We start from the raw sequence: 23,113 nt of genomic DNA on the forward strand, positions 1-23,113 counted from the left end.
AGTCGGCGGTCGACGGCTCGGGAAGGATCAGCGACGTGATCATCTTCGGCACCAAGGGGTATCTGTACCAGCTCGCGATACTGACGCTCGTGTGCGGACAGTGCGGGAACCCGTCCGCTCACACGCTCAGGAAGCGGGTGACGAAGTTCAGCCTGTTCTTCGTGCCGCTGTTTCCCATCTCGACCAAGCACGCCACCCAGTGCACCTTCTGCGGGGCGGAGGCGAGGGTGACCAAGGAGCAGGCGGAGCAGCTGCTGGCACAGGGGACGGCCGGGTACGGCGGTCAGGCCCAGCAGGGGCAGCCGCACCAGCAGCAGCCGTACCAGTCATGACGTGCCGGCGCTGACGTATTGGCGGACCTGTGCTGGCGCGTCGCGGCACTAGCCCGTGATCCGCACCTTCTGCTCCTCGCTCACCTGGTCGATGTCCGAGATCCGGATCGTCACCTTCATCATCCAGTCACCGGTGATGGGGAGCTTGAGCGAGTCCGTGCCCCAGTAGCCGCCCTTGTTGGTGAGGTCGGCCTGGATCGGGCCGATGTCCTGGGCGGGGAACGTGAAGGAGAGACGGAGTTCCGGGACGCTGGACAGGCCGCCGTCGGGACCGTAGACCACGGCTTCGACCGAGTAGTCGCCGGCGCTGCTGCCCGGGAGGAGCGTGATCTGCGCCTTGCCGTAGCCGCCGGGAGAGCCGGTGTCGAAGGGGACCACGGCGACGGACGCGGTGGGGATCCCGCTCGCCTGCGTCGACTGCTCGGTCCGCTGGGCCTCGGCTGCCGCGCGGCCGGGCAGAGTGCTGGAGAGCATGGTCGACAGCACCAGCACGACGACACCGACGGCGACCTCGAGCAGCACCGAGCGGCGTATTCGACGGCGGCCGGGGTCCTCGGGGGCGGGCTCGGCGACGGGTTCCGACTCAGGCACCGGGCCTTCCCCGCCCGACCCCGGCGGTCCCCCCACCGGCTCCGGCACCCGCTCCCGGACGACCGCCTCCGACTCGACCTCCGCCGGCACCTCGGCCGTGACCTCCGCCTCCGCCAGCCGGGCCGTCCACTGCCGCGACAGCGCCGCCGCCGTCAACAGCAGCACCACCGCAAGCAGTTTGAGGGTCAGCAGGCGCCCGTACGCCGTCTCGGTGAGCGCGCTCCAGGAGCCGAGGCCGCGCCAGGACTGGTAGACGCCGGTGACGACGAGGACGACCACCGAGGCGAAGGCCAGCCGGGAGTAGCGGGCGATCATGCGGGCCGGGGCCGCGGACGTGCGGTACAGGGTGAGGAGCAGGGCCGCGAGGCCGCCCAGCCACACCGCCATCGCCAGCACGTGCAGAGCGGCCGCCGTCATCGCCACCGGCACCTGGAGCCCGGCGGAGGCGTGTTCGGCGGCGGCCCAGGTCAGCGCGAGGCCCACGGAGAGCGCGGCCCCCGCCCCGGCCCGGAGGCGCGACCACTCGGTGCGCCGCAGCAGCCGTACGAGGAAGAACGCGATCAGGGGCAGCAGGGCCAGGCGGAGCAGCAGCATCGCGCCGAAGCGGGTCGTCACCGTGCGTTCGAGGTCGGCGGCGTCGAAGGCGGACGCCGGGCCCACGCCCGACTCGTAGGGGGCCCGCAGCGCCAGCAGGACGACCGTGGCTCCGAGCAGGGTCCAGAAGCCCGCCCACAGGGGCCTGCGCAGCGGGCCGGAGTCCGGCGGACGGCACACCGCCAAGAAGACGGCCGTGCCGAGGAGCAGGGCGGCGGCGAGGTACGCGAGATACCGGGCGATGTTGTAGAGACTGGCCGTCGCCGGATCCTCGACCGGGCCGGAGTCGATGACCGGCGGGTTCGGGGAGGCCTTGCCGACGGAGAAGGTGAAGGCACCCGAGACCGGGTGGCTGTCGGCGGACACCACCCGCCAGGCCACCACATAGGTGCCCTTGGCCAGCTTCGCGGGCAGGGTCACCCGGACGCTGTCGGAGCCGTCCGGCCCGGGCCGCGGGTCCTTGACGTCCAACTGCTGGTTGTCGGGGCCGAGGACGCGGAACGAGTCCTTGATCAGGCCGACCGACTCGGTGAACGTCAGGGAGATGTCACGGGGGGCCGACTTGAGGACGGTTCCGTCCTTGGGGTCGGTGGCTCGGAGGGCGGCGTGCGCCGACGCGGTTCCCGCACCGCCGAAGACGAGCAGGACCAGCACGCTGCCCAGCAGCACCAGCCCTTGAAATCGGCGGCGTCGTCGTCCCGCCCTGAGGTCACTGTCACGCTCCACGTCACTTCTCCGTCTGTGGACTTGCCGCCTTCCGGATACGTACGGACGAGAGGCCCGCAACGCTCACCGCACCCCGTCCCGCCGCTCACCAGGTCGGACGCGCCGACACCCCGCCGTCCACGACCAGGTCGTGCCCGGTGATCCAGGACGCGAGCGGCGAGGCCAGGAACACACAGGCGTCGCCAATGTCCTCCGGCCGCCCCAGCCGTCCCAGCGGCGCCGCACCCCGCCACCGTCGCACCCCGTCCGGCCAGGCCTCCGCCAGCCCGTCCCGGTCGACCAGCCCGGGGGAGACCGTGTTGACACGGATGCCGTGGGGACCGTATTCCAGGGCCGCCGCCCGGGCGTGCGCGACGACGGCCGCCTTGGACGCCGAGTAGTGGGCGTGTTCCGGCGCCGGGTGGCCCGCCTCGATCGACGCGATGTGGGTGACGCTGCCGCCGCCCTGCTCGCGCATGACCTCCGCCGCCGCCTGCGTGCAGGCGAAGACGCTCGACAGGTTGGTGTCCACGACCGACCGCCACTCGGCCACCGTCATCCCCGGCAGGGGCCGCGTGGGCTGCACGCCCGCATTGTTGACCAGCGCCGTCAGCCGCCCGCCGCCCCACTCGGCGGCCTCCCCCACCAGCCGCCGGCACGCGTCCTCGTCGGTGAGGTCCGCTTCCAGTACGACGGCCCGCCCGCCCGAGTCCCGTACCCGGCCGGCCACCTCTCGCGCCGACGCCACTCCCGTACGGCAGTGCACGGCGACCGCCGCGCCCGCTGCCGCGAACCGCAGCGCGATGCCCCGCCCGATGCCGCCACCGGCGCCGGTGACCAGGGCGGTCCGGCCCTCCAGGAGTCCCGTGCAACCCTCCGACGGGCGCTGGGAACTGTCCGGCGGTCTCATCGAACTCTCCGGCGGTCTCAGGGAACTCTCCCGCGGGTTCATGGACGGCACAGTCCCGCGATCCGGTCCGCCCGCGCCGGATAACGCGCCGACAACTGTGCCGCGTCCCCGTGCTCGTAGCCCTCGTAGGTGAACCCGGGGGCCATGGTGCAGCCGAAGAAGGTCCACGCGCCGCCCGCCGCGACCCGGCCGCCCATCCAGGTGCCGGCCGGGACCGTGAGCTGGAGGTGCTGGCCTGCGAGGACGTCCGGGCCCAGGACGGCGGTGCGCGAGGTGCCGTCCGGGGCGAGGAGCAGCAGGTCCAGCGGGTCGCCGAGGTAGAAGTGCCAGATCTCGTCGCTGGGCAGCCGGTGCAGGGCCGAGAAGTCGCCGGGCGCGGCGGTCAGCAGCGCGACGATCGCGGACCCCTCGGGCCGCCCGTCCGGCCGCTCGGGCCCCGCCCAGGTCCGCCGGAACAGCCCGCCCTCTCGCGGGATGGGCTCCAGGCCGTAGTGGGCGACCAACTCTTCAGGCGTCACCAGGGCAGGCTACCGCCGCTCCAGGAACGCCAGTTGGGCGTGGTTCTCGGGCAGGTGCAGGTCGAGCAGGTACACGTCGGAAGGGCGGCACGCGGGCCGGCTGATCCGCCGCGCTGCCGGCGGGTCAGGGCCGGCCCGGAGCCGTACTGAGGAGCGACCCGAGGCCTCAGGGGGCATGATCGGAGTCATGGACGTCACTCTTCACCTCGCCCAGGACCCCGAGGCCGACGCACTGCTCGGGCGCTCCCCGCTCGCCGCGCTCGTCGGGATGCTGCTGGACCAGCAGGTCCCGATGGAGTGGGCGTTCAAGGGGCCCCGCACCATCGCGGACCGCCTCGGCTCCGACGACCTGGACGCGCACGAGATCGCCGCGCAGGACCCGGAGGCCTTCGCCGCGCTCCTGTCGGAGAAGCCGGCCGTGCACCGTTACCCGGGATCGATGGCCAAACGGATCCAGCAGCTGTGCCAGTACCTCGTCGAGCACTACGACGGCCGGGCCGAACTCGTCTGGAAGGGCGTCGACGACGGGCGGGAGCTGCTGCGGCGCCTCCAGGAGCTGCCCGGTTTCGGCAAGCAGAAGGCACAGATCTTCCTCGCCCTGCTGGGCAAGCAGCTCGGTGTGCGGCCCGAGGGCTGGCGGGAGGCGGCGGGATCCTACGGCGAACCGGAGTCCTTCCGGTCCGTCGCCGACATCACCGGACCCGAGTCCCTGACCAAGGTGCGGGCGCACAAGCAGGAGATGAAAGCAGCGGCGAAAGCGGCGAAGGCCGCCAGGACGACGTAGCGCCTGATTCGCCGGCCTGGGTTCATGCGGGAGCCCCGTCCCGGGTGGCGGGCCGTCACGGGCGGTCCCAGCATGGACCATGTGCGAGGCACCGACCGGCTCCGCCCCGGGCCCGGAGTACGACGACCGCAAGGTCCACAGCAGGCGCTCCGCGAGAGTTCACGAGCCCGAACCGGCACTGGAGGGCCCGCTGCACGCCCTGTCCCGAGCCGCCTGGCAGGTCGTCCCGTTCACCGGCGTCGCGTCCCTGGTCCTCGGGATCCTGGTCCTGGTCCGGCCGGGCGCCTCCCTCTTCGCGGCCGGCATCCTCGGTGTCTACCTCTTGAATCCTCCCCCAGCTGAAGCAGGGGGATTCCTGGCTCACGCAGCCTGCGGGTCAGCGACCCGACAGGTCTTCCACGATCAACACCAGCCGGGTTGAAACCAGCCCGGTTTGGTACGGCGAAGCTTGGAGGTGCATGTGCTGTCTTGGCTCTCGATCAACACGGTGTACGCGCTTGGTTCTCGCAACGCACGGCGTGCAGTTTACCCGGGCAGGTGCACGGTGTTTCGCCCTGCGGGTGAAATCCCGCTGCCTGCCCTGCTCCGCAGGAGTCCGATTCCTCCCCGGCCTGAAGGCCGGGGCATTCTCGGAGGGACCCGGTGAACCCGCGCGGTCCGGGCCAGTGATGTCCACCGAACGGGCGGTTCTGGCCCCCGGCGTGCTGAACACCCGGCGTCGCACGGGGAGATGACCTCCCATGAGCACCGCACGACGCCTTCCACGCAGCCGCGCCTGGCTGCGGGTGCTCGCGCTGCTGCTCGCCGTGCTGGTCCCGGGCGGGCCCGCCGAGGTGTCCGCGCCGCCGGCCGTCTCCATGGAGATCGTCGAGTACGACGTCCTCGACACGGCCCTGCGGCCACCGGCCCACGACGCCCACCGTCCCGCCGTACCCCCGCGCCGCCCCTCCCGCCCCGGCCCGACGCCCGCAACCGGGCGGGGCCGCCCCCGCCCGGCGCCAACGAAGCCGCCGTACGCCCTGCACGCCCTGCGCACCGTGGTCCTGCGCTGCTGACAGAGCTCGCCCCGAGCAAGGCCGGTCAGCACGACGTCCCGGCACGTCCTCCCAGCACGACGCGAGGAACACGAACATGCCCACTGACCCGTACGCGATCCTGCGCGCGCTGCTGCGCGCCGAGGCCGCACGCAGCACACTGAAACCACGGCTGAAGGAGACGAAACCGCAGCTGCCGCAGAAGGAACGGGGCCGCCGCTGAGGTTCCGGCGGAGGCGGTCGGCCGCCTCCGCCGGGCAACGTCGTCCGTCGACATCGGCTTCCCGCAGGCGACTGCGACCGGATCACCCACACCCCTATGACCGGTATGGACCAAAAACCGCACGCACCGGCTCGCGCGAGCCGAGCCGGGAGGCTGCGCCCGGCGAGGCTCGCCCGGTAGGCTTTCCGTGTGATCTTCAAGCGCATCGGAAACGGCCGGCCGTACCCCGACCACGGCCGGGAAAGCACCCGGCAGTGGGCGGACGTCGCGCCGCGCCCGGTCCGCCTCGATCAGCTCGTGACGACCAAGGGCCAGCTCGACCTGGAAACCCTGCTCGCCGAGGACTCCACCTTCTACGGCGACCTCTTCGCCCATGTGGTGAAGTGGCAGGGCGACCTGTATCTGGAGGACGGCCTGCACCGCGCGGTCCGGGCGGCGCTCCAGCAGCGCCAGGTACTCCACGCGCGCGTGCTCGAACTCGACTGACGAACCCGACCGCCGAACTCGACCGACGCCGCGCCCCGGTGACGGGTCGGTCCGGCGACGGGTTGGCCCTTTCGGGTTGGACCGCGCCGCGTCCAATGATCATCTAGTAGGAATCGTCGCCCGAGCGCACTACGCTGCGCCCATGAGCATGCTGACTCCCCCCGGCATGGGCGGCAAGTACCGGATCACGGGAGACAAGTACCCCCGGATGCGCCGATCCCGGCGGCGCGGCAGGCTCGTCCTCGCACTGGTGGCCTCCGCGGCCGCGCTCGGCCTGGTCGGCTGGGGCACCCTGCAGCTCATCGACGTCTTCACGGGCGGGGGCAAGAAGGCCTCGGCGGCCGGTGCCAAGACGGACTGCGGCACCCGGGCCACGCCCTCCGCGTCCGCCGGTTCCGTCGCCGCCGTGCCCAAGCCGGGCCGGATCACCGTCAACGTGTTCAACGCGACGCCCCGCAGCGGCCTGGCCAAGCAGACCGCGGACGAGCTGAAGAAGCGCGGCTTCAAGATCGGCGACGTGGGCAACGCGACCAAGGAGTACGACAAGAAGGTCAAGGGCGCCGGGACGCTGCTCGGCCCCGCGTCCTCCCTGAACACCTCGCTGCCCGTCCTGGCCACCCAGCTGAGCGCGGCCGAGCGCCGCACCGACGCCGCCCGCAAGGGCACGGACCTCGACCTCATCCTCGGCAACGGCTTCAAGGCCCTCACCACGAAGAAGGACGCCGACAAGGCCCTGGCCGAACTGGCCGAGCCCCAGCCGACGTCCACCTCGTCGAAGAAGACCTGCTGAGCGGTCGTACGGAAGCAGTACGGGAAGCAGTACGCGAAGCCGTACGGGAGGTGCGGGCCTACTCGGCCGCTCCGTACAGCCGGTCCCCCGCGTCTCCGAGGCCCGGGACGATGTAGCCGTGCTCGTTGAGGTGGTCGTCGACCGAGGCCGTCACGACCGTCACCGGGGTGCCCGCCAGCTCGCGCTCCATGATCTCGACGCCCTCCGGGGCGGCCAGGAGGACCACGGCCGTCACATCGTCGGCGCCGCGCCCGATCAGCTCCCGGATCGCCGCGACCAGGGTGCCGCCGGTGGCGAGCATCGGGTCCAGGACGTACACCTGGCGGTTCGAGAGGTCCTCCGGCATGCGCGTGGCGTACGTGGAGGCCTGCAGCGTCTCCTCGTTGCGGATCATGCCCAGGAAGCCCACCTCGGCGGTCGGCAGCAGCCGCATCATGCCGTCCAGCATGCCGAGGCCGGCGCGCAGGATCGGCACCACCAGCGGGCGCGGGTGGGACAGCTTGACGCCCGTGGTCCCGGCGACCGGCGTCGTGATGTCGACCTGCTCGGTGCGCACGTCACGCGTGGCCTCGTAGGCGAGCAGGGTGACCAGCTCGTCGGCGAGGCGGCGGAAGGTCGCGGAGTCGGTGCGCTGGTCGCGCAGCGCGGTGAGCTTGTGGGCGACCAGCGGGTGGTCGACGACGTGGAGACGCATGGCGACAACAGTAACCGGGCCCGTTGGGACCGGTGCCCCCGCACGGGACAGGCCCCGGGCTCGGCCGGCTCCCTGGCGTCAAACCGGCCCTCCGGGGGAAGGTGGGAGGGACGGACTGGGGTGGTGAACCTATGCCTGACCGGGAAACCCGCAAGAATCCGTCGCCGCGCACACCGCCGGGGACACACAAGCAGCCGAGCGCCAGGTACGCCTCGAACGCACCGGAGACACCGGGCGCGCCGAGAAGGCCGGAGATACCCGGCGTACTGCGCAGGCCCGACGCGCCGCAGACGGATGCCGAGCGCCGACGGCGCCGCGCCCAGTTCCTGCGCGACCTCGCCGAAGCCCGCGAACTGCGCGACCGCGTCCAGCCCCGCCGGGCGAAGACCGCCCGGCTGAGGCACGCGATGCGCATGCGGACGTTTCGTTGGTGAGGACCGCAGGGGCGAAGGTGAGGACCGCAGGGCGAGGACACGCCGAAAGGGCGGTGTCAGGGCAAGATCACGCACCACGCGCATGTCGTGCGGGTTGGCAGTGCGTGAGCGGCTGGAAAGCCGCGTACGATCCGCTGTTGGCGGCAACGGGTGCGCTGGTGAGGCCTCGACGGAACCTCTGCTGCCACGAGATCGGCGGCAGCCGGACACACAGGGAGCCGAAGACGTCCCCTGAGCGCCTTCTTTCTGCCACGATTCCGAGTGGGTGGGGCTTGGAGCACAGCTCTCCCCGCCCTACAACCTCCGCCGGGGGGACCCCCAACCGGCACGCCTATGACCAGTGGGAGAGTCACGGTGTACTTCGCCGCACTGCTCGCGCGCACCGAAGACGGGTGGAAAGCGAGCGACACGGAGCTCGACGATGTGGAGACCCTGTCGGACCTGGCCGACCTGGCCCGTGAAGCCTCGCCCGAGGACGACACGGTGCTGGTCCTGATCGAGCAGGAGGACGCCTGGTTCGGCGTCGTCCGCATCGACGGAGAGGAAGACCCTCGTATCTACGTCTCGGACGCAGCCGCCGCCGCTCGCAGTTCGTACGGCGAGATCCTGCTCACCGACGAACTGCTCGGCCGGAATCCGGGTGACGACGATGTCGCCGACCTGGACTCCCTCGACCTCGACGGTACCGAGGACGGAGAGGACGAGGACGACGACGGCGAGGACGCCGCCGGCTCCGCCGAGGCCGTGCCGCACGGCCCGGTCGGCGACGTCGAGATCCTCGACGACCTCGGCGTCGGCGAGAAGGAACTGAAGGCGCTCGCCACGGACGCGGTCACCGAGATCGCCGAGTCCCTGGGCGCCTCGGAGACCCTGGAGCTGGTCCGCTGACCGATCACCCCCTCCCAGGACCGCCGGACCCGGTACGCGACCGGTGGCGGGCCCCGATGCGGCTCGCCCTGGCCGAAGCCGAGCAGGCCGGCCGCGACGGGGACGTACCCGTCGGTGCCGTCCTGCTGTCCCCGGACGGCACGACGGTGCTGGCGGCGGGGCACAACGAACGCGAGGCCACCGGTGACCCCACGGCCCACGCGGAGGTCCTCGCCGTCCGGCGGGGCGCAGCGGCACTGAACGCGGCGGCGCGCGGCGCCTCCGGCAGGGGTGGCGGTGGGATATCGGCGGGCCAGTGGCGGCTGTCCGGCTGCACGCTGGTCGTGACGCTGGAGCCCTGCACGATGTGCGCGGGCGCCCTCGTGCAGGCCCGCGTCGACCGTGTGGTCTACGGCGCCCGGGACGAGAAGGCCGGTGCGGCCGGCTCCCTGTGGGACGTCGTCCGCGACCGACGGCTCAACCACCGGCCCGAGGTGGTCGAGGGAGTGCTCGCCGAGGAGTGCGCCGGGCTGCTCACCGACTTCTTCCGGTCCCGCTGACCGGCCGTCACAGAGGCCCGGGAAACGGATTTCGAACCACCCCCCGCCTTGCTGTAAGGTCTCCCTCGGTAGCGTGTCCGAGCGGCCGAAGGAGCTCGCCTCGAAAGCGAGTGTGGCGCAAGTCACCGAGGGTTCAAATCCCTCCGCTACCGCTTCAGAAGGGCCCCGTCGTAAGACGGGGCCCTTCGTGCGATCATGTGCGCGCGTTGGGCGTGTCAGAAGCAACTTCAGTGGCAGGGGAGGCCGCGATGGCGGTGAACTCGAAGAAGATCGCCGTCTATGTGGTCGTGGTCTTCGTGCTGTATGTGATCATCACGGACCCGAAGAAGGCCGCGGACTACGTCCAGATAGGCTTCGAGGGCGTATCGGACGCCGCGAAGTCCATCGGCGACTTCATGACCTGGGTCGCCCAGGGAGGGAACTCATGATCCGCCACCTGGTCCTCTTCAAGCTCGCCGAGGGTGTCGAACGCGACGACCCCCGGGTCGTGAAGGGCGAGGAAGCGTTCCGCTCCCTCGAGGGCACGATTCCCGAGATCCGCTTCTGGGAGCTCGGCTGGAACCTCAGCGATCGGCCCATCGCGTACGACTTCGCCATCAACTCCGGCTTCGACGACCCGGCCGCGCTGCGCCGGTACGTGGAGCACCCGGAGCACCAGGCCGGCGTCACCCTGTGGAAAGAGTTCGCCACCTGGGTGATCGCGGACTACGAGTACTAGGCGACGCCACCTTCGGAGCCCTCCACCTGCACGGTGGGGGGCTTTTTTGGGTTCTATGCCCCCATTCATCCCTCAACACGGCGTTATGCGGTGCTTGCACACAGTGCACATGTCTTGTGATGCTATGACCGCTTTTGATGGATGAGTTGACCGATGGTGAAGACCGACGAAGAGGTGGCGTTGTCCGTGTCGGCCAGTACTGCGCCGCCTCAGGAAGAGGCTCCCGTCCAGCCCCCGGTGCCGACCGCACCCCAACGCAGCCGCGGTGCCGACACCCGGGCCCTGACACAGGTGCTCTTCGCCCAGCTCAAGGACCTGCGCCCGGGCACGCCGGAGCACAACAGGGTACGCGGGGCGCTCATCGAGGCCAATCTCCCGCTCGTGCGCTATGCGGCCGCCCGCTTCCGGTCCCGCAACGAGCCGATGGAGGACGTCATCCAGGTCGGCACCATCGGGCTCATCAACGCCATCGACCGCTTCGACCCGGACCGGGGCGTGCAGTTCCCGACGTTCGCGATGCCGACGGTGGTCGGCGAGATCAAGCGGTACTTCCGGGACAACGTCCGCACGGTCCACGTACCGCGTCGGCTGCACGAACTGTGGGTACAGGTCAACAGCGCGACCGAGGACCTGACGACCTCCTTCGGACGCACCCCGACGACCTCCGAGATCGCCGAGCGGCTGCGCATCACCGAGGAGGAGGTGCTGTCCTGCATCGAGGCCGGACGGTCGTACCACGCCACCTCGCTGGAGGCCGCCCAGGAAGGCGACGGCATGCCGGGGCTGCTGGACCGGCTCGGCTACGAGGACCCGGCCCTGGACGGCGTCGAGCACCGGGATCTGGTCCGGCATCTGCTCGTCCAGCTTCCGGAACGGGAACAGCGAATTCTGCTGCTGCGCTACTACAGCAATCTCACCCAGTCGCAGATCAGCGCGGAACTCGGCGTGTCCCAGATGCATGTCTCGCGGCTACTCGCGCGTAGCTTCCAGCGATTGCGCTCCGCGAACCGGATCGAGGCATAACCGCATTCCGGATCGGGGCATAACCGAATACACGATCGACGGATCACCGTTGCGAGCGAATCGCTCACCAGCGCGGATCCCTGGATTTCTGTGATGAAAGCCCGTCAGACCCTCTCCTTCCAGGGCGAATTCGCGTCTCGCATGTCGACATGTCTCTACAGCGTGTTGCCGACATGTGACATTCTGCCGGAAGCGCGTTTGCCGAGGCTTCGGCTCCGGTATTCAGGTGGAGGCTGCGTTCCTCCGTGGGAACGTCCGCCACGACCGTCCTCGCGACCCAAAGGGGGTGGCATGTCCGCAGACCAGGGCAGCTCGAAGGTGCTCACGCTCACAAAGAGCGAGCCTGCGCCCGCACTCGACGACGTAACGGCCGTCGAGGCCGCGCCGGCCCCGGCCCTCCCGACTTCGGGAGCTCTCGACACCCGCACCCTGTCCCGCTCCCTCTTCCTGCGGCTCGCCGCACTCGACGAGAACAGCCCCGAGCGCGCGTACGTCCGGGACACCCTCATCGAACTCAACCTCCCGCTGGTCCGCTACGCGGCCGCGCGCTTCCGCTCGCGCAACGAGCCGATGGAGGACATCGTCCAGGTCGGCACCATCGGCCTGATCAAGGCGATCGACCGTTTCGACTGCGAACGGGGCGTGGAGTTCCCGACGTTCGCGATGCCGACGGTGGTCGGCGAGATCAAGCGGTTCTTCCGGGACACGTCCTGGTCGGTCCGCGTCCCGCGCCGGCTCCAGGAACTGCGGCTCGCCCTCACCAAGGCCAGCGACGAGCTCTCCCAGAAGCTGGACCGGTCACCGACGGTTCCCGAACTCGCCGCGGTGCTCGGGGTGTCGGAGGAGGACGTCGTCGACGGCCTCGCGGTCGGCAACGCGTACACGGCCTCGTCCCTGGACTCCCCGGCCCTGGAGGACGACGGCGGCGAGGGCTCCCTCGCGGACCGCCTCGGCTACGAGGACACCGCTCTGGAGGGCGTGGAGTACCGCGAGTCCCTCAAGCCCCTGCTGGCCAAACTCCCGCCTCGCGAGCGGCAGATCATCATGCTGCGCTTCTTCGCCAACATGACCCAGTCGCAGATCGGCGAGGAGGTCGGCATCTCCCAGATGCACGTCTCCCGGCTGCTGACGCGGACCCTCTCGCAGCTGCGGGAAGGCCTCATCTCGGACTGAGGCCGCCAGGAGACCCCGGGGAAAGAGCAGGCCCGAGCCAGTCCGGAGCAGGCCGAAGGAGCCCGGGGGCTCCTGTTCGACGGAGCGTCGGCCAGCAGGGCGCGATGCTTCGAGCTACGTGGACACATGGCCGTCGGGGCGCCTTGATCGGCGCGTCGGCGGCCGTCGTCCGTTCGCGTACGGCCGCGGGCAGCGCGTTCACCGGGAGCGGCACGTCGGAACGCCCAGGCGCCTCGGGCACCGAACCCTCCGGCGGCGCAACCGACGGCTCGCTCTCTGATCGCAGCCGCGGCACCGCCGGAGCGGACCTGGACGGTGTGCGTCGACGCGATGGGGGTACTCCCGCTCATGGGGGTCCCCCCGCTCGAGCGAAGCCGAGAGTGGGGGAGAAGCCGAGAGGGGGAGCGTGCCGCTGCTCGTGCACATCCCACGCGCGACGCGACCGTCCGGTGGACGTGGTTACTTCAGCGCGAGCCAGGCCACGGCGGCGACGACCGCCACCGCGACGACCACGCCGATGATGAGGCCGAGGCGGGGACCGCTGGACGCGGCGGCCTGCTGCTGGCGGCCCTGAGGGGCCTCGTCCACGAACGCGCGGAACATCTGGGTGCTGCCGGCCGGGTCGTTGTTGCCCTGGGGGCCCTGGGTGTTAGCCATGCCCCGAGACCCTAGCGAATCCGGGGGTGAGGCCCAAGTGGAGACCGTGAGCCCTCACAACACCCCCTTACCTGCACGTTTACGTTCGCAATACATGTCTTTGCCAAGTTTTTGGATGCTACCCCCGACATTCTATTTGCCTGTAGCAACCAACAGCTTCTATGGTTGCCCTAAGCAACAAACACAGGAGGTGTGATGGCAGGGCAGGCGCAGTACGAGGAGCTGATCCGTCAGTTCAGTGCCTTCGGCGCCGTACGCAGGGAGTTGGGACGCATTCTGCCGTCCGACTGCCCCAGCGGCTCCGCCGCCGTGCTGACCCTCCTCGACCGCCACGGGGACATGCGCATAAGCAAGCTCGCCGAGTTTCTCGCCGTGGACATGTCGGTGACCAGTCGGCATGTGGCCCACGCGGCCGACCGGGGCTGGATCGAGCGCTCCCCCGATCCGGCCGACAAGCGCTCACGCATCCTGCGCCTCACACCGGCGGGCCGGGACCGGATGGACGAGCTGTCGCGACGGACCTCTCAGATGCTCGCCGAGCGGCTGAGCGACTGGAGTGACGACGAGGTCGGACAGCTCACCCACCTCATGGCGCGGCTCAGGTCGAGCTTCGACGACTGCCGTGTCACGACACCGGAGCCCCGGCCGCCCACCACGCACGAGCCCGAACGGTCCACGGACCGGTCCACCCGTACACCCGCGATCACCAAGTAAGAGAAGGAAGCTCATGGCAACGACCACACCAGCCGGTGTGCGGGCCCACACCAAGCACGGAGGAGGGGCCTCCGACAGCGATCCGATGACGCACCGGCAGATCATGGAGGCGCTCTCCGGGCTGCTGCTCGGGATGTTCGTGGCGATCCTGTCGTCCACGATCGTCACCAACGCGCTTCCCGAGATCATCGGCGACCTCGGCGGCGGTCAGTCCGCCTACACCTGGGTCGTCACCGCCTCCCTGCTCGCCATGACGGCGACCACGCCCCTGTGGGGCAAGCTCTCCGACCTGTACAGCAAGAAGGCTCTCGTCCAGATAGCCCTCGTCGTCTACGTGCTGGGATCGGCCGCCGCGGGTCTGTCGCAGAACCCCGGAATGCTGATCGCCTGCCGAGTGGTGCAGGGCATCGGGGTCGGCGGTCTCTCCGCCCTCGCGCAGATCGTGATGGCCGCGATGATCTCCCCGCGTGAGCGCGGGCGCTACTCCGGCTACCTCGGCGCCACCTTCGCCATCGCCACCGTCGGCGGCCCGCTGCTCGGCGGTGTCATCACCGACACCTCGTGGCTCGGCTGGCGCTGGTGCTTCTACGTCGGTGTGCCGTTCGCGGTCATCGCGCTGATCGTGCTGCAGAAGACCCTGCACCTGCCCGTCGTCAAGCGGGAGGTCAAGGTCGACTGGGGCGGCGCGTTCTTCATCTCCGCCGCGGTCTCCCTGCTGCTGGTGTGGGTCACCTTCGCCGGTGACAAGTACGACTGGGTGTCATGGCAGACCTACGCGATGGTCGGCGGCTCGATCGTGCTCGGCCTGCTGTTCGTGCTGGTCGAGTCCAAGGCCAGCGAGCCGATCATCCCGCTCCGGCTGTTCCGCAACCGCACCATCACGCTGTCCTCGCTCGCCTCGCTCTTCGTGGGCGTCGCGATGTTCACCGGCACCGTCTTCTTCAGCCAGTTCTTCCAGCTGGCCCGGGACAAGTCCCCGACCATGTCGGGTGTCATGACGATCCCGATGATCGGCGGTCTGTTCATCTCCTCGACCGTCTCCGGGCAGTTCATCACCCGGACCGGCAAGTGGAAGGTCTGGCTGGTCACCGGCGGCGTGCTGGTGACGGCGGGCCTGGGCCTGCTGGGCACCGTCCGGTACGACACGGACTACTGGAAGATGGCGATCTTCATGGCCCTGCTGGGCCTGGGCATCGGCATGATGATGCAGAACCTGGTGCTCTCCACGCAGAACCAGGTGGCCCCGGCCGACCTCGGCTCGGCCAGCTCCACGGTCACGTTCTTCCGTTCCCTCGGCGGTGCGGTCGGCGTCTCCGCGCTGGGCGCCGTGATGGCCCACCGCATCACCGACTACGCCCAGGACGGCATCGCCGACCTCGGCCCCAAGTACGCCTCCATGGCCTCGGGTGCCGGCTCCGGCTCCATCCCGGACATGGACAAGCTGCCCGCGCCGCTGCGCACGGTCATGGAGAGCGCGTACGGCCACGGCATCGCGGACGTCTTCCTGATCGCGTCGGGCCTGGCCCTGCTCGCCTTCCTCATCACGCTGTTCATCAAGGAGGTCCCGTTGCGGACGAAGGGCGCACTCGCGCAGACGGCCTCGGAGGAGACCCCGGACCAGGCGGCCCCGGCCGCGGCGGCCCAGACCTCCGCCGAGGTGCAGGCTCCGGCCGAGGCGCAGGCTTCCGCCCAGGCGCACGTCCCGAGCTGGGCCGTCGCCGAGTCGGCCACCGAGGCCGCTCCCGAGGGCACGCAGCGGCTCTCGGCGGTGGCCACGATCCCCCGTCCCGAGGGTTCGGCCGGTGTGCCGGTCGGTGGTTTCGTACGGGGCGCGGAGGGTGTCCCGGTCGCGGGTGCGGCGGTGACGCTGATCTCGCTGGCGGGCCGGCAGCTGGGCCGCGCGGTCGCGCAGGCGGACGGCTCCTACGGGCTGGACGCTCCGGGCACGGGTTCGTATGTCCTGATCGCCTCGGCGGACGGCTTCCAGCCGCAGGCGTCCACCGTCGTGGTGGGCGGCGAGCCGGTGGCGTACGACATTCTCCTGAGCGGTACCAGTGGCCTGAGCGGGCTGGTGCGGGCCGCCCACACCGGCAGCCCGGTGAAGGACGCGATGGTCATCGTCACCGACGTACGCGGGGACCTGCTGGCCACCGCCGTCAGCGGTGAGCAGGGCGAGTTCTCGTTCGCGGAGCTGGTGCCCGGTGCGGTGACGGTCGCCGTGAACGCCGCCGGATACCGGCCGCGTGCCCTGCCGGTGGAGGTCGGCGGCAGCGGGGTGACCCGGGTCGAGGTGGACCTGGATTCGGGGGCTCAGCTGCAGGGGGTCGTGCGGGCGCCGCACGGTCCGCTGGCGGACGCCCGGGTGACGCTGGTCGACGCGGCCGGCAACGTCGTCGCCACCGCCACCACCGGCACCGACGGGGCGTACGCGTTCACCGACTTGGACGGGGGCGACTACACGGTCATCGCGACCGGATACGCCCCGGTCGCGACCGCGCTGACCGTCCAGGGCCAGGGCGTCGACGGCCACGACATCGAACTCTCCCACCCCGGCGAGTAGTTCGGATCCGGCCCGGGTCGGGCACGCCTCCGCTCGGAGGGTGCCCGGCGCGGGCCGTTCTCTTTATGACCAGTTTGTAATGCTTTCGCAGGGAGAAAAGGGATGGGACTGACCGCGAAGATCCGTACGCGGGACGGATGGGCCGTGTCGCACGCGGTAGTCACGGTGACCGACATGACCGGCTCGCAGGTGCTGCGCGCCGAGGCCGACTCCGAGGGTGCCGTACGGGACACGACCGCGCTGGCGCCGGGCGCGTACACCGTCATCGTCACGGCCGTCGGGTACGCGCCCGCCGCCGCGAGCGCACTCGTCACGGCGAGCGGCCGGGCCGAGGTCGGCACGGTGACGCTGGCCCGGCAGGGCGGGACCGAGCTGCCGCCGCCGGGGCCGTGGACCGTCGACCCGGCGCACTCCAGTGTGTCCGCCGCCGCCCAGCACCTGGGTATCTCCACCGTGCACGGACGGTTCACGGAGTTCACGGCCTCGATCGAGGTCGCCCCGGACGACGTGGCCAAGTCCCGCGTGGAGGCGGTCATCCGGGCGGCGTCCATCGACACCGGCAACGGCATGCGCGACACCCACCTGAGGTCCGCGGACTTCCTGGACGTCGAGCGGTTCCCGGAGATCACGTACCACTCGACCGGACTGACGCCGGCCGGTTCGGACCGCTGGACCGTGCACGGGGAGCTGACCCTGCACGGCGTCGCCCGACCGGTCGACCTGAACCTCGCCTACCTCGGCACCGGCTCCGATCCCTGGGGCGGCACCCGGGCGGCCTACCGGGCGACGACGGAACTGCATCGCGAGGACTTCGCCATGAACTACAACCAGGTCGTCCAGGCGGGCATCGCCGCCATCGGCACGAAGCTGAAGGTGGAGCTGGACGTCCAGGCGGTGCAGGGCGACTCGCTGCCGCAGGCCTGAGGCCGGAGCGGAGGCCCGCGCCACGGGCCGCGGCGGCCCGGCGGCCACACCCGGCACCGCCTACATCAGCCCGACGACGCGGGGCGGGGCGAACAGATGGCGGGCGCGGTGTTCCTCGGCCACCATGACCGCGCCCGGCAGCAGTTCGGGGGAATCAGCCGCCCCGGCGAGGGCGTCGCGGTGGCCGGCGCAGGTCGTGCAGGAGGGGTCCCAGTCAGGCAGTGACGCGCGGTGCGCCTCGGCCAGATGTCGGCTCAGGCTGATCTGCGTGCCGACGACGCTGTCGGTGACGTCCCAGTCGACACCGGGGTCCTCCGCGGTGAGCCCGGCGATGACGGCCTGCACGTGCTTCATCGCCTCGTAGCGGCGGACGCACTCGGCGCAGTCCCACATCCAGGCGGGTGGCAGTGGCCACTGGTCCTCGGGGCTGAGGTCTTCCGCGCTCATGCGGGCCACGGTAGGGGCTGTGGCCCCGGCCCCGCAGGCGTCCGTTCGAACTGGACGCTACTCGGCCGCGATCCGGGCCCTCTCCACATCCCGCTCCAGGAACGTCAGTTCCGTCCGGCCGAGCGGCCGGACACGCGCCCGTCGCCGCCGCTCACCCGTGCCACCAGGTCGGTGCACAGGTCCCGGAGTTTGACGTTGTGGTTCTGCGAGACCCGGCGCAGGCGTTCCAGGGCGATCCGGGCGTCGATCCGCTCCTGCGCCATGAGGATGCCGACGGCCTGGTCGATGACGCTGCGGGAGACCAGCGCGGTGCGCACGTCGGCGACGGACTCCTGGCGACGCTCGACGCGCAGGGCGACGTTGATCGCGTCACCCACCCGGTCGGCGAAGGCCCGGGCCGCGTCCCTGCCCGGGCCCAGCGAGCCCCTTTTGACACCGTAGAGGTTGAGGGCGGCGTCCCTCTCACCCTCCACCTCGATCGGAATCGCCAGCACACAGCGCACGCCCACGGAGAGCGCGTACGACGTGTACATGGGCCAGCGGGTCTCCGCCTCCAGGTCGGGGGCGTACTTCTCGCTGGTCGTCTCGGCGGCGTCCACACAGGGCCCCGAGCCGTTCTCGTACTGGCGCTGGTCGAGGCCACTGGGCAGGCCGCGGCTGCCTGCCAGGGTCAGCAGCCGGTCGGCGCGGCGCACCGTGATGCTGCACGCGGCCGCGCCGGGCACCGCCTCCACCGCGCGGTCGGTCAGATCGCGCAGCAGCGTGTCGAGACCGTTGCTGCGCACGATGGCCATTTCCAGCGTGTCGGACGTCTCGGGGCTCATGCACCTACGGATATCCCGTCGACGCCGGTTAACTCCCCCGGGCCGCCCGGCCCGTCATGTGGCGTTGTTCGCATCCACGATGCGCCGGGCCAGGTCGCGCAGCTTGATGTTCTCCCGCTGCGAGGCCTTGACCAGGGAGTCGAACGCCTCCGCCGCGTCCATGTCCATCCGTTCCATGAGGATTCCGGTGGCCTGGCCGATCAGGTCCCTGGTGCGCATCGCCTCCGTCAACTGCTCCCGTACGGTGGCCGAGTCGAGGGCGAGACTGACGTGCGCGGTGAACAGCCGGCCGACCCGGGTGGCGACCTCGTCGAAGGCACGCGGCTTGCGGGAGTAGGCCGTGAGGACGGTCAGCCGGCGGCGGTCGGCGCGCAGCCGCAGCGACAGCGCCGAGCGCAGGCCCAGCTCGGACAGGGCGGCCCCGCCGTCGTCGGCATCGCTGTCCTCCAACCGGACGACGGGCGCGCTCCACAGGTTCTCCCAGTACGGCGCCTGCTCGCGTCCGGTGTGCCCGGACTCGGCGAAGCGCACCACCTCGTCGGTCCAGGCGACCGTACGGCGGTGCTGGGTGCGCTCTATCACGGAGATGCCGGCGTGGTCGGCGCCGGGCAGCAGGTGCACGGCCAGCCGGACCGCGGTGCGCATGGTGTTGTGCGGGGTCACCGTGTCGTGCAGTTGCTGAGCCGCCACCGTCAGGGCCTCTGCCAGCTCGAAACCGGCAGCAAAAAGGGGCAAATCAGGAAACTCGGACGCAGCCACCACGAACCTCTTCGGCATGCACGCCCAAAGGACGTGCGCAGGAGAGCTCCGCAGCACATTCCTGACTGCGAGCACAGGATGGACAGAACTTTAGCTGCTTGGTTGCGTCGAAGTGACGTCCGCCTGACGGAGGTCGCGACCACTTCCGGGCGCGATGGTCGGCGTGGTGGAATGGGGGGACGTCAGGTCAGGAAGTGGCCTCCCCCGGAATCCGGACGATCGTCTGCCAGGTGAGTGCCGTGACCTTCCTCCCGAATCCGTGCGAGCTGCGTGATCTACGCGATCTGCCCGGCTCCACGACTCTGCTGGTCCTCCCGCCCGAGATAGACCTCGGCAACGCCGCGGGCCTGCTGCGCAGGGTCATGTCCGCCGTGGACGCCCGTGCCGGCCGGCTGCGGGTCCTGGTGCTGGACCTCACCTCCACCCACTTCATGGACTCCCAGGGCGTCCGCCTCGTCGACGAGGTCCGCCTGCGGCTCCACCCCCGGGTGCGGGTGCGGGTGGTGGCGCTGCCCGACAGCGCCGCCAGCCGGGTCCTGGAGGTGACGGGGGCGCGGCGGGATGTCCCGGTGTACGACAACCTGCACGAGGCGCTGACGGAGTAGGGCGCGTCGGCCGGGGCGGGTGGACGGGGCCGGTGGACGGGGGTGTACCGGGCGGCGACGCCCCGGACGGGTGTACGGGACGGGTGTCGCGCCCGGGTGTCCCGAGCGGCTGTTTCCGGCCAGGGTCCTAGGCTGACGCCATGGCACCGAACATCGCGACCAACACCTCCGTATCGCTGGACGAGTTGCTGGACTTCGTACGGCCCCGGCACCACGCGATCCTGCTGACCCGCCGGTCCGACGGTGGCCCCCAGGGGTCACCGCTGACCTGCGGGGTCGACGACTCCGGGCGGATCGTCGTGTCCACCTACCCCGAGCGCGCCAAGACCCGCAACGCCCAGCGGGATCCGCGGGTCAGCCTGATCGTGCTGAGCGACGACTGGAACGGGCCGTGGGTGCAGGTCGACGGCACCGCCGAGGTCGTCGACTCGCCGGACTCCGTCGAGCCGCTCGTGGAGTACTACCGCAACATCGCCGGCGAGCACCCCGACTGGGACGAGTACCGGGCGGCCATGCTCAAGCAGGGCAAGTCGATCATCCGGATCACGCCGGAACGCTGGGGTCCGGTGGCCACCGGTGGTTTCCCGGCCCGGCTGGTCTCCGGCGACCAGGGGTGAACGACGCCCGGGGCACCGAGTCCGGCCGCATGCCCCACGAGGCGGGCAGCCGGACCGCGCCCGAGAGCTGATCCTCTGGGAGCGCACCCAGGGGGTGTCGTTCGGATCACCCGGGTCCGCGGTGGTCCGAACGACCCGCCCTAACCGCGCTCCACCATCGCCTCGATCCCGGCCAGCAGCAGTTCCAGCGCGAACTCGAAGTCCCGCTCCAGCATCTCCTCGACCGTGTCGCCGCCACGGGCCGCCATGAGCACCGTGGACTCCTGGATGACCTCGGCGGCGTCCGGGGCCCGCGTCACCGTGCTCATGGAGTGCTGGAAGTACTCGTCCGGCGACATGTCGGCGTCGGCGACACGGGAGAAGAAGTGACCCTCGATCGTGCCGTAGCCGTACACGAACTGGAAGACCGCCGAGATGGCCCCGGTGACGCCGTGCACGGGCAGGGCGGTCCTGCGGATGACGCGCTGCACGACCCGGGAGAAGGCCAGGTTGTTGGGGCCGATGTTGAGGTACCGGCCGACCAGCGGCGACAGCCAGGGATGCCGGACCAGCAGGGCCCGATACACCCTGGCCAGGGCGCGCAGCTGGTCGCGCCAGTCCTCGTCGGCGTCCGGGTCGGGCAGGTCCAGCTCGCCGAAGGCCGCGTCCAGGGCGAGTTCGAGAAGGTCGTCCTTGGTGTCGACGTACCAGTAGACGGACATCGCGGTGACGTTCAGCTCGGCGGCGAGCCGGCGCATGGAGAACCGGGCCAGCCCCTCGGCGTCCAGCAGCCGCACGGTGACCTCGGTGATCCGCTCCCGGTCCAGCCCGGACGGCTGCCCGCCACCCCGCCCGCCGCGACGCGCCTTGCCCTCCAGCCACACACTGGTCCGCGCCGCCCGCTCGGCCGCTTTCACCATGGCGCACCTTCCTCGATTTTCAACGCCGGCCAGCTTAGGCGCCGCGGCAGGGGCCCGGGCCGCACCCGCACGCGACACCGCCGCGTGGGCGGGATCGGACCCACCGGACCCGCAGCCGCCGGCCGGACCGGCCACCCGAACCACTATGCGGAGTCTGCCCGCTCAGCCCGACGCAACAACGCGGCGGCCACCAACCCCCCGAACAGCACAGCCACCGCCCCCACCAGCTGACTCGTCTCCAGCCCGGAGGCGAACGCGTCCGTGATCTGGCGCCGCTCCTCGGCCGAGCCCGCTTCGGCCAACGCCGCCGGCAGCGAAGCCGCCGCCACCGAGACCGCCGCCGCGAACCGCGAGTTCAGCACCGCGCCGAGCACCGCGACCCCCAGCCCCTGCCCGAACTCCGCCAGCGTCCCGTTGACGCCCGCGCCCACGCCCGCCTTCTCGGGCGGTATCGCGCTCATCACCGCGTTGGCCATGGCCGGCATCGCGAAGGCGACACCGACGCCCATGATGATCAGTCCGAGCAGCATTCCGCCGTAACCGTCCCCGCCGAACAGCGCGATCGACGCGAGCCCGGCCGCCAGGCACGTCATCCCGGACGCGATGGTCAGCGGCGTGCCCAGCCTCGGCAGCAGCAGCGCGCTCACCCCGGTGAGGTTGAGCGCGACGATGGTGAGCGCGAACGGCGCCGTGTGCAGACCGGCCTCCAACGGGCCGTATCCGAGCACGAACTGGAGGTGCTGGGTGAGCAGGAAGAGCGAGCCGGCCATCCCGAAGGCGACCAGGATCGCGCCCGCGACGGCGCCGGTGAACCTCTGGTTGCGGAAGAAGTGCATGTCCAGCATCGGGTACGGGATACGCAGCTCCCAGGCCACGAACCCGGCCATCACGACAACGCCGATCGCGGCGGAGGTGAGGGTGGGCGCCGAGGTCCAGCCGTCGTCGGGCCCGGAGATGATCGCGTAGACGATGCTCGTCATACCGATCGTGGACAGCAGCGCGCCGAGCAGGTCGGGCCGGTCGCCCCGCGGGTTCCTGGACTCGGGGACGAGGGCGAGCACGGCGATCAGGCCGATGGCCGCGACCGGGATGTTGATGAGGAAGATCGCGCCCCACCAGAAGTGGTCGAGCATCACCCCGCCGAGCAGCGGGCCGACGGCGAACCCGAGCGAGTTGACCGTGGACCACAGTCCGATCGCCTTCACCCGCTCGGTGTCGTCGAAGATCTGGACCACGACGGCGAGCGTGGTGGTCATCAGGAGCGCCCCGCCGACGCCCATCCCGGCGCGTGCGGCGATCAGTTGACCGCTGGTGGTCGCGAGACCCGCCACCAGCGAGCCGAGGCCGAACAGGGCCAGGCCCGCCACCAGCAGCTTCTTGCGGCCGTAGCGGTCCGCGGAGCTGCCCGCGGTGAGCAGCAGGCCCGACTGCACCAGCGAGTACGCGTTGATCATCCACTGGATGTCCGAGGTGGACGCGTCCAGCTCGCGGGTGAGCGAGGGGATCGCCACGTTCAGGACGGTGTTGTCGAGCAACACGGTGAGCTGTGCGAGACAGATGACACCGAGGATCAGCCAGCGCTGGGGGTGGCCGCCGACCAGTGGGGGAGCCGGGGCGTGTTCCTGGGAGGATGTCGACATGGCGTACACCGTAGAACAGTTCCCATACGGC

Annotated in this window: 29 protein-coding genes, 1 tRNA gene and 1 pseudogene; 20 read left to right on the plus strand and 11 right to left on the minus strand. The window is 70.8% G+C overall.

Going from position 1 to position 23,113, the window contains the following annotated elements:
• Nucleotides 1-35: 35 nt before the first annotated feature.
• Nucleotides 36-332 (plus strand): zinc-ribbon domain-containing protein, encoded by a 297-nt coding sequence (locus tag OHA64_RS23210; protein WP_405616062.1) that lies wholly within the window; start codon nucleotides 36-38, stop codon nucleotides 330-332.
• A gap of 48 nt (nucleotides 333-380) precedes the next feature.
• Here OHA64_RS23210 and OHA64_RS23215 read toward each other — a convergent pair whose 3' ends face one another.
• The 4 genes from OHA64_RS23215 to OHA64_RS23230 all read right to left on the minus strand — a co-directional run bounded on the left by OHA64_RS23215 (nucleotide 381) and on the right by OHA64_RS23230 (nucleotide 3,839).
• Entirely contained in the window at nucleotides 381-2,186 is a 1,806-nt protein-coding gene (locus OHA64_RS23215) for a copper resistance protein CopC (protein WP_405624061.1), read from the minus strand.
• A 142-nt stretch (nucleotides 2,187-2,328) separates the two neighbouring features.
• Nucleotides 2,329-3,132, minus strand: coding sequence for an SDR family NAD(P)-dependent oxidoreductase (locus OHA64_RS23220; protein ID WP_405616064.1), 804 nt, complete (start codon nucleotides 3,130-3,132; stop codon nucleotides 2,329-2,331).
• A 38-nt stretch (nucleotides 3,133-3,170) separates the two neighbouring features.
• Nucleotides 3,171-3,650, minus strand: coding sequence for a cupin domain-containing protein (locus OHA64_RS23225; protein ID WP_405616066.1), 480 nt, complete (start codon nucleotides 3,648-3,650; stop codon nucleotides 3,171-3,173).
• 9 nt (nucleotides 3,651-3,659) lie between these two features.
• Nucleotides 3,660-3,839 carry a hypothetical protein gene (locus OHA64_RS23230; protein ID WP_405616068.1) on the minus strand — a complete coding sequence of 60 codons (180 nt, stop codon included), beginning with the start codon at nucleotides 3,837-3,839 and terminating at the stop codon, nucleotides 3,660-3,662.
• Here OHA64_RS23230 and OHA64_RS23235 point away from each other — a divergent pair.
• From OHA64_RS23235 to OHA64_RS23260, 6 genes and pseudogenes are all read left to right on the plus strand, one after another.
• Complete coding sequence (locus OHA64_RS23235) at nucleotides 3,838-4,434, plus strand: HhH-GPD-type base excision DNA repair protein (RefSeq protein ID WP_405616070.1); 597 nt, start codon at nucleotides 3,838-3,840, stop codon at nucleotides 4,432-4,434. The genes OHA64_RS23230 and OHA64_RS23235 overlap by 2 nt on opposite strands.
• Nucleotides 4,435-4,513: 79 nt before the next feature.
• Nucleotides 4,514-4,759, plus strand: a pseudogene (locus OHA64_RS23240) (HdeD family acid-resistance protein); the annotation flags it as partial.
• A gap of 415 nt (nucleotides 4,760-5,174) precedes the next feature.
• The gene (locus OHA64_RS23245; RefSeq protein WP_405616072.1) at nucleotides 5,175-5,489 is read left to right on the plus strand and encodes a hypothetical protein; all 315 of its coding nucleotides are present in this window, start codon (nucleotides 5,175-5,177) and stop codon (nucleotides 5,487-5,489) included.
• A gap of 76 nt (nucleotides 5,490-5,565) precedes the next feature.
• The gene (locus tag OHA64_RS23250) at nucleotides 5,566-5,691 is read left to right on the plus strand and encodes a hypothetical protein (RefSeq protein WP_405616075.1); all 126 of its coding nucleotides are present in this window, start codon (nucleotides 5,566-5,568) and stop codon (nucleotides 5,689-5,691) included.
• A gap of 189 nt (nucleotides 5,692-5,880) precedes the next feature.
• Nucleotides 5,881-6,177 (plus strand): type II toxin-antitoxin system VapB family antitoxin, encoded by a 297-nt coding sequence (locus OHA64_RS23255; RefSeq protein ID WP_003999914.1) that lies wholly within the window; start codon nucleotides 5,881-5,883, stop codon nucleotides 6,175-6,177.
• Nucleotides 6,178-6,319: 142 nt separating this feature from the next.
• The gene (locus OHA64_RS23260; RefSeq protein ID WP_405616077.1) at nucleotides 6,320-6,967 is read left to right on the plus strand and encodes a LytR C-terminal domain-containing protein; all 648 of its coding nucleotides are present in this window, start codon (nucleotides 6,320-6,322) and stop codon (nucleotides 6,965-6,967) included.
• Between the two features lie 58 nt (nucleotides 6,968-7,025).
• Here the strand turns inward: OHA64_RS23260 and upp are convergent, their stop codons facing one another.
• Nucleotides 7,026-7,661: a uracil phosphoribosyltransferase gene (upp, locus tag OHA64_RS23265; protein ID WP_405616079.1), complete on the minus strand. Its 636-nt coding sequence runs from the start codon at nucleotides 7,659-7,661 to the stop codon at nucleotides 7,026-7,028.
• A 131-nt stretch (nucleotides 7,662-7,792) separates the two neighbouring features.
• Between upp and OHA64_RS23270 the strand changes: the two genes are divergently transcribed.
• The 8 genes from OHA64_RS23270 (at nucleotide 7,793) to OHA64_RS23305 (ending at nucleotide 12,436) form a co-directional block, all read left to right on the plus strand.
• On the plus strand, nucleotides 7,793-8,095 hold the full coding sequence (locus OHA64_RS23270) for a hypothetical protein (RefSeq protein ID WP_405616081.1): 303 nt from the start codon (nucleotides 7,793-7,795) through the stop codon (nucleotides 8,093-8,095).
• 354 nt (nucleotides 8,096-8,449) lie between these two features.
• A complete protein-coding gene (locus OHA64_RS23275; protein WP_405624063.1) occupies nucleotides 8,450-8,983 on the plus strand; it encodes a hypothetical protein in 534 nt (177 codons plus the stop codon).
• A gap of 56 nt (nucleotides 8,984-9,039) precedes the next feature.
• Nucleotides 9,040-9,522 carry a tRNA adenosine(34) deaminase TadA gene (gene tadA / locus OHA64_RS23280; protein ID WP_405616083.1) on the plus strand — a complete coding sequence of 161 codons (483 nt, stop codon included), beginning with the start codon at nucleotides 9,040-9,042 and terminating at the stop codon, nucleotides 9,520-9,522.
• A 67-nt stretch (nucleotides 9,523-9,589) separates the two neighbouring features.
• Nucleotides 9,590-9,674 (plus strand) — tRNA-Ser (locus OHA64_RS23285).
• A 96-nt stretch (nucleotides 9,675-9,770) separates the two neighbouring features.
• Nucleotides 9,771-9,950: a hypothetical protein gene (locus tag OHA64_RS23290; protein ID WP_405616085.1), complete on the plus strand. Its 180-nt coding sequence runs from the start codon at nucleotides 9,771-9,773 to the stop codon at nucleotides 9,948-9,950.
• Complete coding sequence (locus tag OHA64_RS23295) at nucleotides 9,947-10,240, plus strand: Dabb family protein (RefSeq protein WP_405616087.1); 294 nt, start codon at nucleotides 9,947-9,949, stop codon at nucleotides 10,238-10,240. The genes OHA64_RS23290 and OHA64_RS23295 overlap by 4 nt, the downstream gene beginning before the upstream one ends.
• Nucleotides 10,241-10,393: 153 nt before the next feature.
• Nucleotides 10,394-11,263 carry an RNA polymerase sigma factor SigF gene (locus OHA64_RS23300; RefSeq protein WP_405616089.1) on the plus strand — a complete coding sequence of 290 codons (870 nt, stop codon included), beginning with the start codon at nucleotides 10,394-10,396 and terminating at the stop codon, nucleotides 11,261-11,263.
• Between the two features lie 291 nt (nucleotides 11,264-11,554).
• The gene (locus tag OHA64_RS23305; RefSeq protein ID WP_405616091.1) at nucleotides 11,555-12,436 is read left to right on the plus strand and encodes an RNA polymerase sigma factor SigF; all 882 of its coding nucleotides are present in this window, start codon (nucleotides 11,555-11,557) and stop codon (nucleotides 12,434-12,436) included.
• Between the two features lie 459 nt (nucleotides 12,437-12,895).
• Here OHA64_RS23305 and OHA64_RS23310 read toward each other — a convergent pair whose 3' ends face one another.
• Nucleotides 12,896-13,093, minus strand: coding sequence for a hypothetical protein (locus OHA64_RS23310; RefSeq protein WP_405616093.1), 198 nt, complete (start codon nucleotides 13,091-13,093; stop codon nucleotides 12,896-12,898).
• A 195-nt stretch (nucleotides 13,094-13,288) separates the two neighbouring features.
• Between OHA64_RS23310 and OHA64_RS23315 the strand changes: the two genes are divergently transcribed.
• The 3 genes from OHA64_RS23315 (at nucleotide 13,289) to OHA64_RS23325 (ending at nucleotide 17,291) form a co-directional block, all read left to right on the plus strand.
• On the plus strand, nucleotides 13,289-13,807 hold the full coding sequence (locus OHA64_RS23315) for a MarR family winged helix-turn-helix transcriptional regulator (protein WP_405616096.1): 519 nt from the start codon (nucleotides 13,289-13,291) through the stop codon (nucleotides 13,805-13,807).
• A gap of 13 nt (nucleotides 13,808-13,820) precedes the next feature.
• Nucleotides 13,821-16,367, plus strand: a complete 2,547-nt coding sequence (locus OHA64_RS23320) for an MFS transporter (protein WP_405616098.1) — start codon at nucleotides 13,821-13,823, stop codon at nucleotides 16,365-16,367.
• A gap of 102 nt (nucleotides 16,368-16,469) precedes the next feature.
• Nucleotides 16,470-17,291 (plus strand): YceI family protein, encoded by an 822-nt coding sequence (locus OHA64_RS23325; protein WP_405616100.1) that lies wholly within the window; start codon nucleotides 16,470-16,472, stop codon nucleotides 17,289-17,291.
• 60 nt (nucleotides 17,292-17,351) lie between these two features.
• Here the strand turns inward: OHA64_RS23325 and OHA64_RS23330 are convergent, their stop codons facing one another.
• The 3 genes from OHA64_RS23330 to OHA64_RS23340 form a co-directional block, all read right to left on the minus strand.
• Nucleotides 17,352-17,738 (minus strand): hypothetical protein, encoded by a 387-nt coding sequence (locus OHA64_RS23330; RefSeq protein ID WP_405616102.1) that lies wholly within the window; start codon nucleotides 17,736-17,738, stop codon nucleotides 17,352-17,354.
• A 104-nt stretch (nucleotides 17,739-17,842) separates the two neighbouring features.
• Nucleotides 17,843-18,562, minus strand: coding sequence for a GAF and ANTAR domain-containing protein (locus OHA64_RS23335; protein WP_405616104.1), 720 nt, complete (start codon nucleotides 18,560-18,562; stop codon nucleotides 17,843-17,845).
• A 54-nt stretch (nucleotides 18,563-18,616) separates the two neighbouring features.
• A complete protein-coding gene (locus OHA64_RS23340; RefSeq protein ID WP_405616106.1) occupies nucleotides 18,617-19,339 on the minus strand; it encodes an ANTAR domain-containing protein in 723 nt (240 codons plus the stop codon).
• Nucleotides 19,340-19,551: 212 nt separating this feature from the next.
• On the opposite strand from OHA64_RS23340, the gene OHA64_RS23345 reads away from it, so the two are divergent.
• Together OHA64_RS23345 and OHA64_RS23350 are read left to right on the plus strand one after the other, a co-directional pair.
• Nucleotides 19,552-19,926 (plus strand): STAS domain-containing protein, encoded by a 375-nt coding sequence (locus tag OHA64_RS23345; RefSeq protein WP_405616108.1) that lies wholly within the window; start codon nucleotides 19,552-19,554, stop codon nucleotides 19,924-19,926.
• 140 nt (nucleotides 19,927-20,066) lie between these two features.
• Complete coding sequence (locus OHA64_RS23350) at nucleotides 20,067-20,543, plus strand: PPOX class F420-dependent oxidoreductase (RefSeq protein ID WP_405616110.1); 477 nt, start codon at nucleotides 20,067-20,069, stop codon at nucleotides 20,541-20,543.
• A gap of 140 nt (nucleotides 20,544-20,683) precedes the next feature.
• Here the strand turns inward: OHA64_RS23350 and OHA64_RS23355 are convergent, their stop codons facing one another.
• Both OHA64_RS23355 and OHA64_RS23360 read right to left on the minus strand, forming a co-directional pair.
• Nucleotides 20,684-21,442, minus strand: coding sequence for a TetR/AcrR family transcriptional regulator (locus OHA64_RS23355; RefSeq protein WP_405616112.1), 759 nt, complete (start codon nucleotides 21,440-21,442; stop codon nucleotides 20,684-20,686).
• 143 nt (nucleotides 21,443-21,585) lie between these two features.
• Nucleotides 21,586-23,082, minus strand: a complete 1,497-nt coding sequence (locus OHA64_RS23360; protein ID WP_405616114.1) for an MFS transporter — start codon at nucleotides 23,080-23,082, stop codon at nucleotides 21,586-21,588.
• Between the last annotated feature and the right edge of the window lie 31 nt (nucleotides 23,083-23,113).

The sequence above is a fragment of the Streptomyces sp. NBC_00076 genome, from assembly GCF_045041235.1.
Taxonomy (GTDB): Bacteria; Actinomycetota; Actinomycetes; order Streptomycetales; family Streptomycetaceae; genus Streptomyces.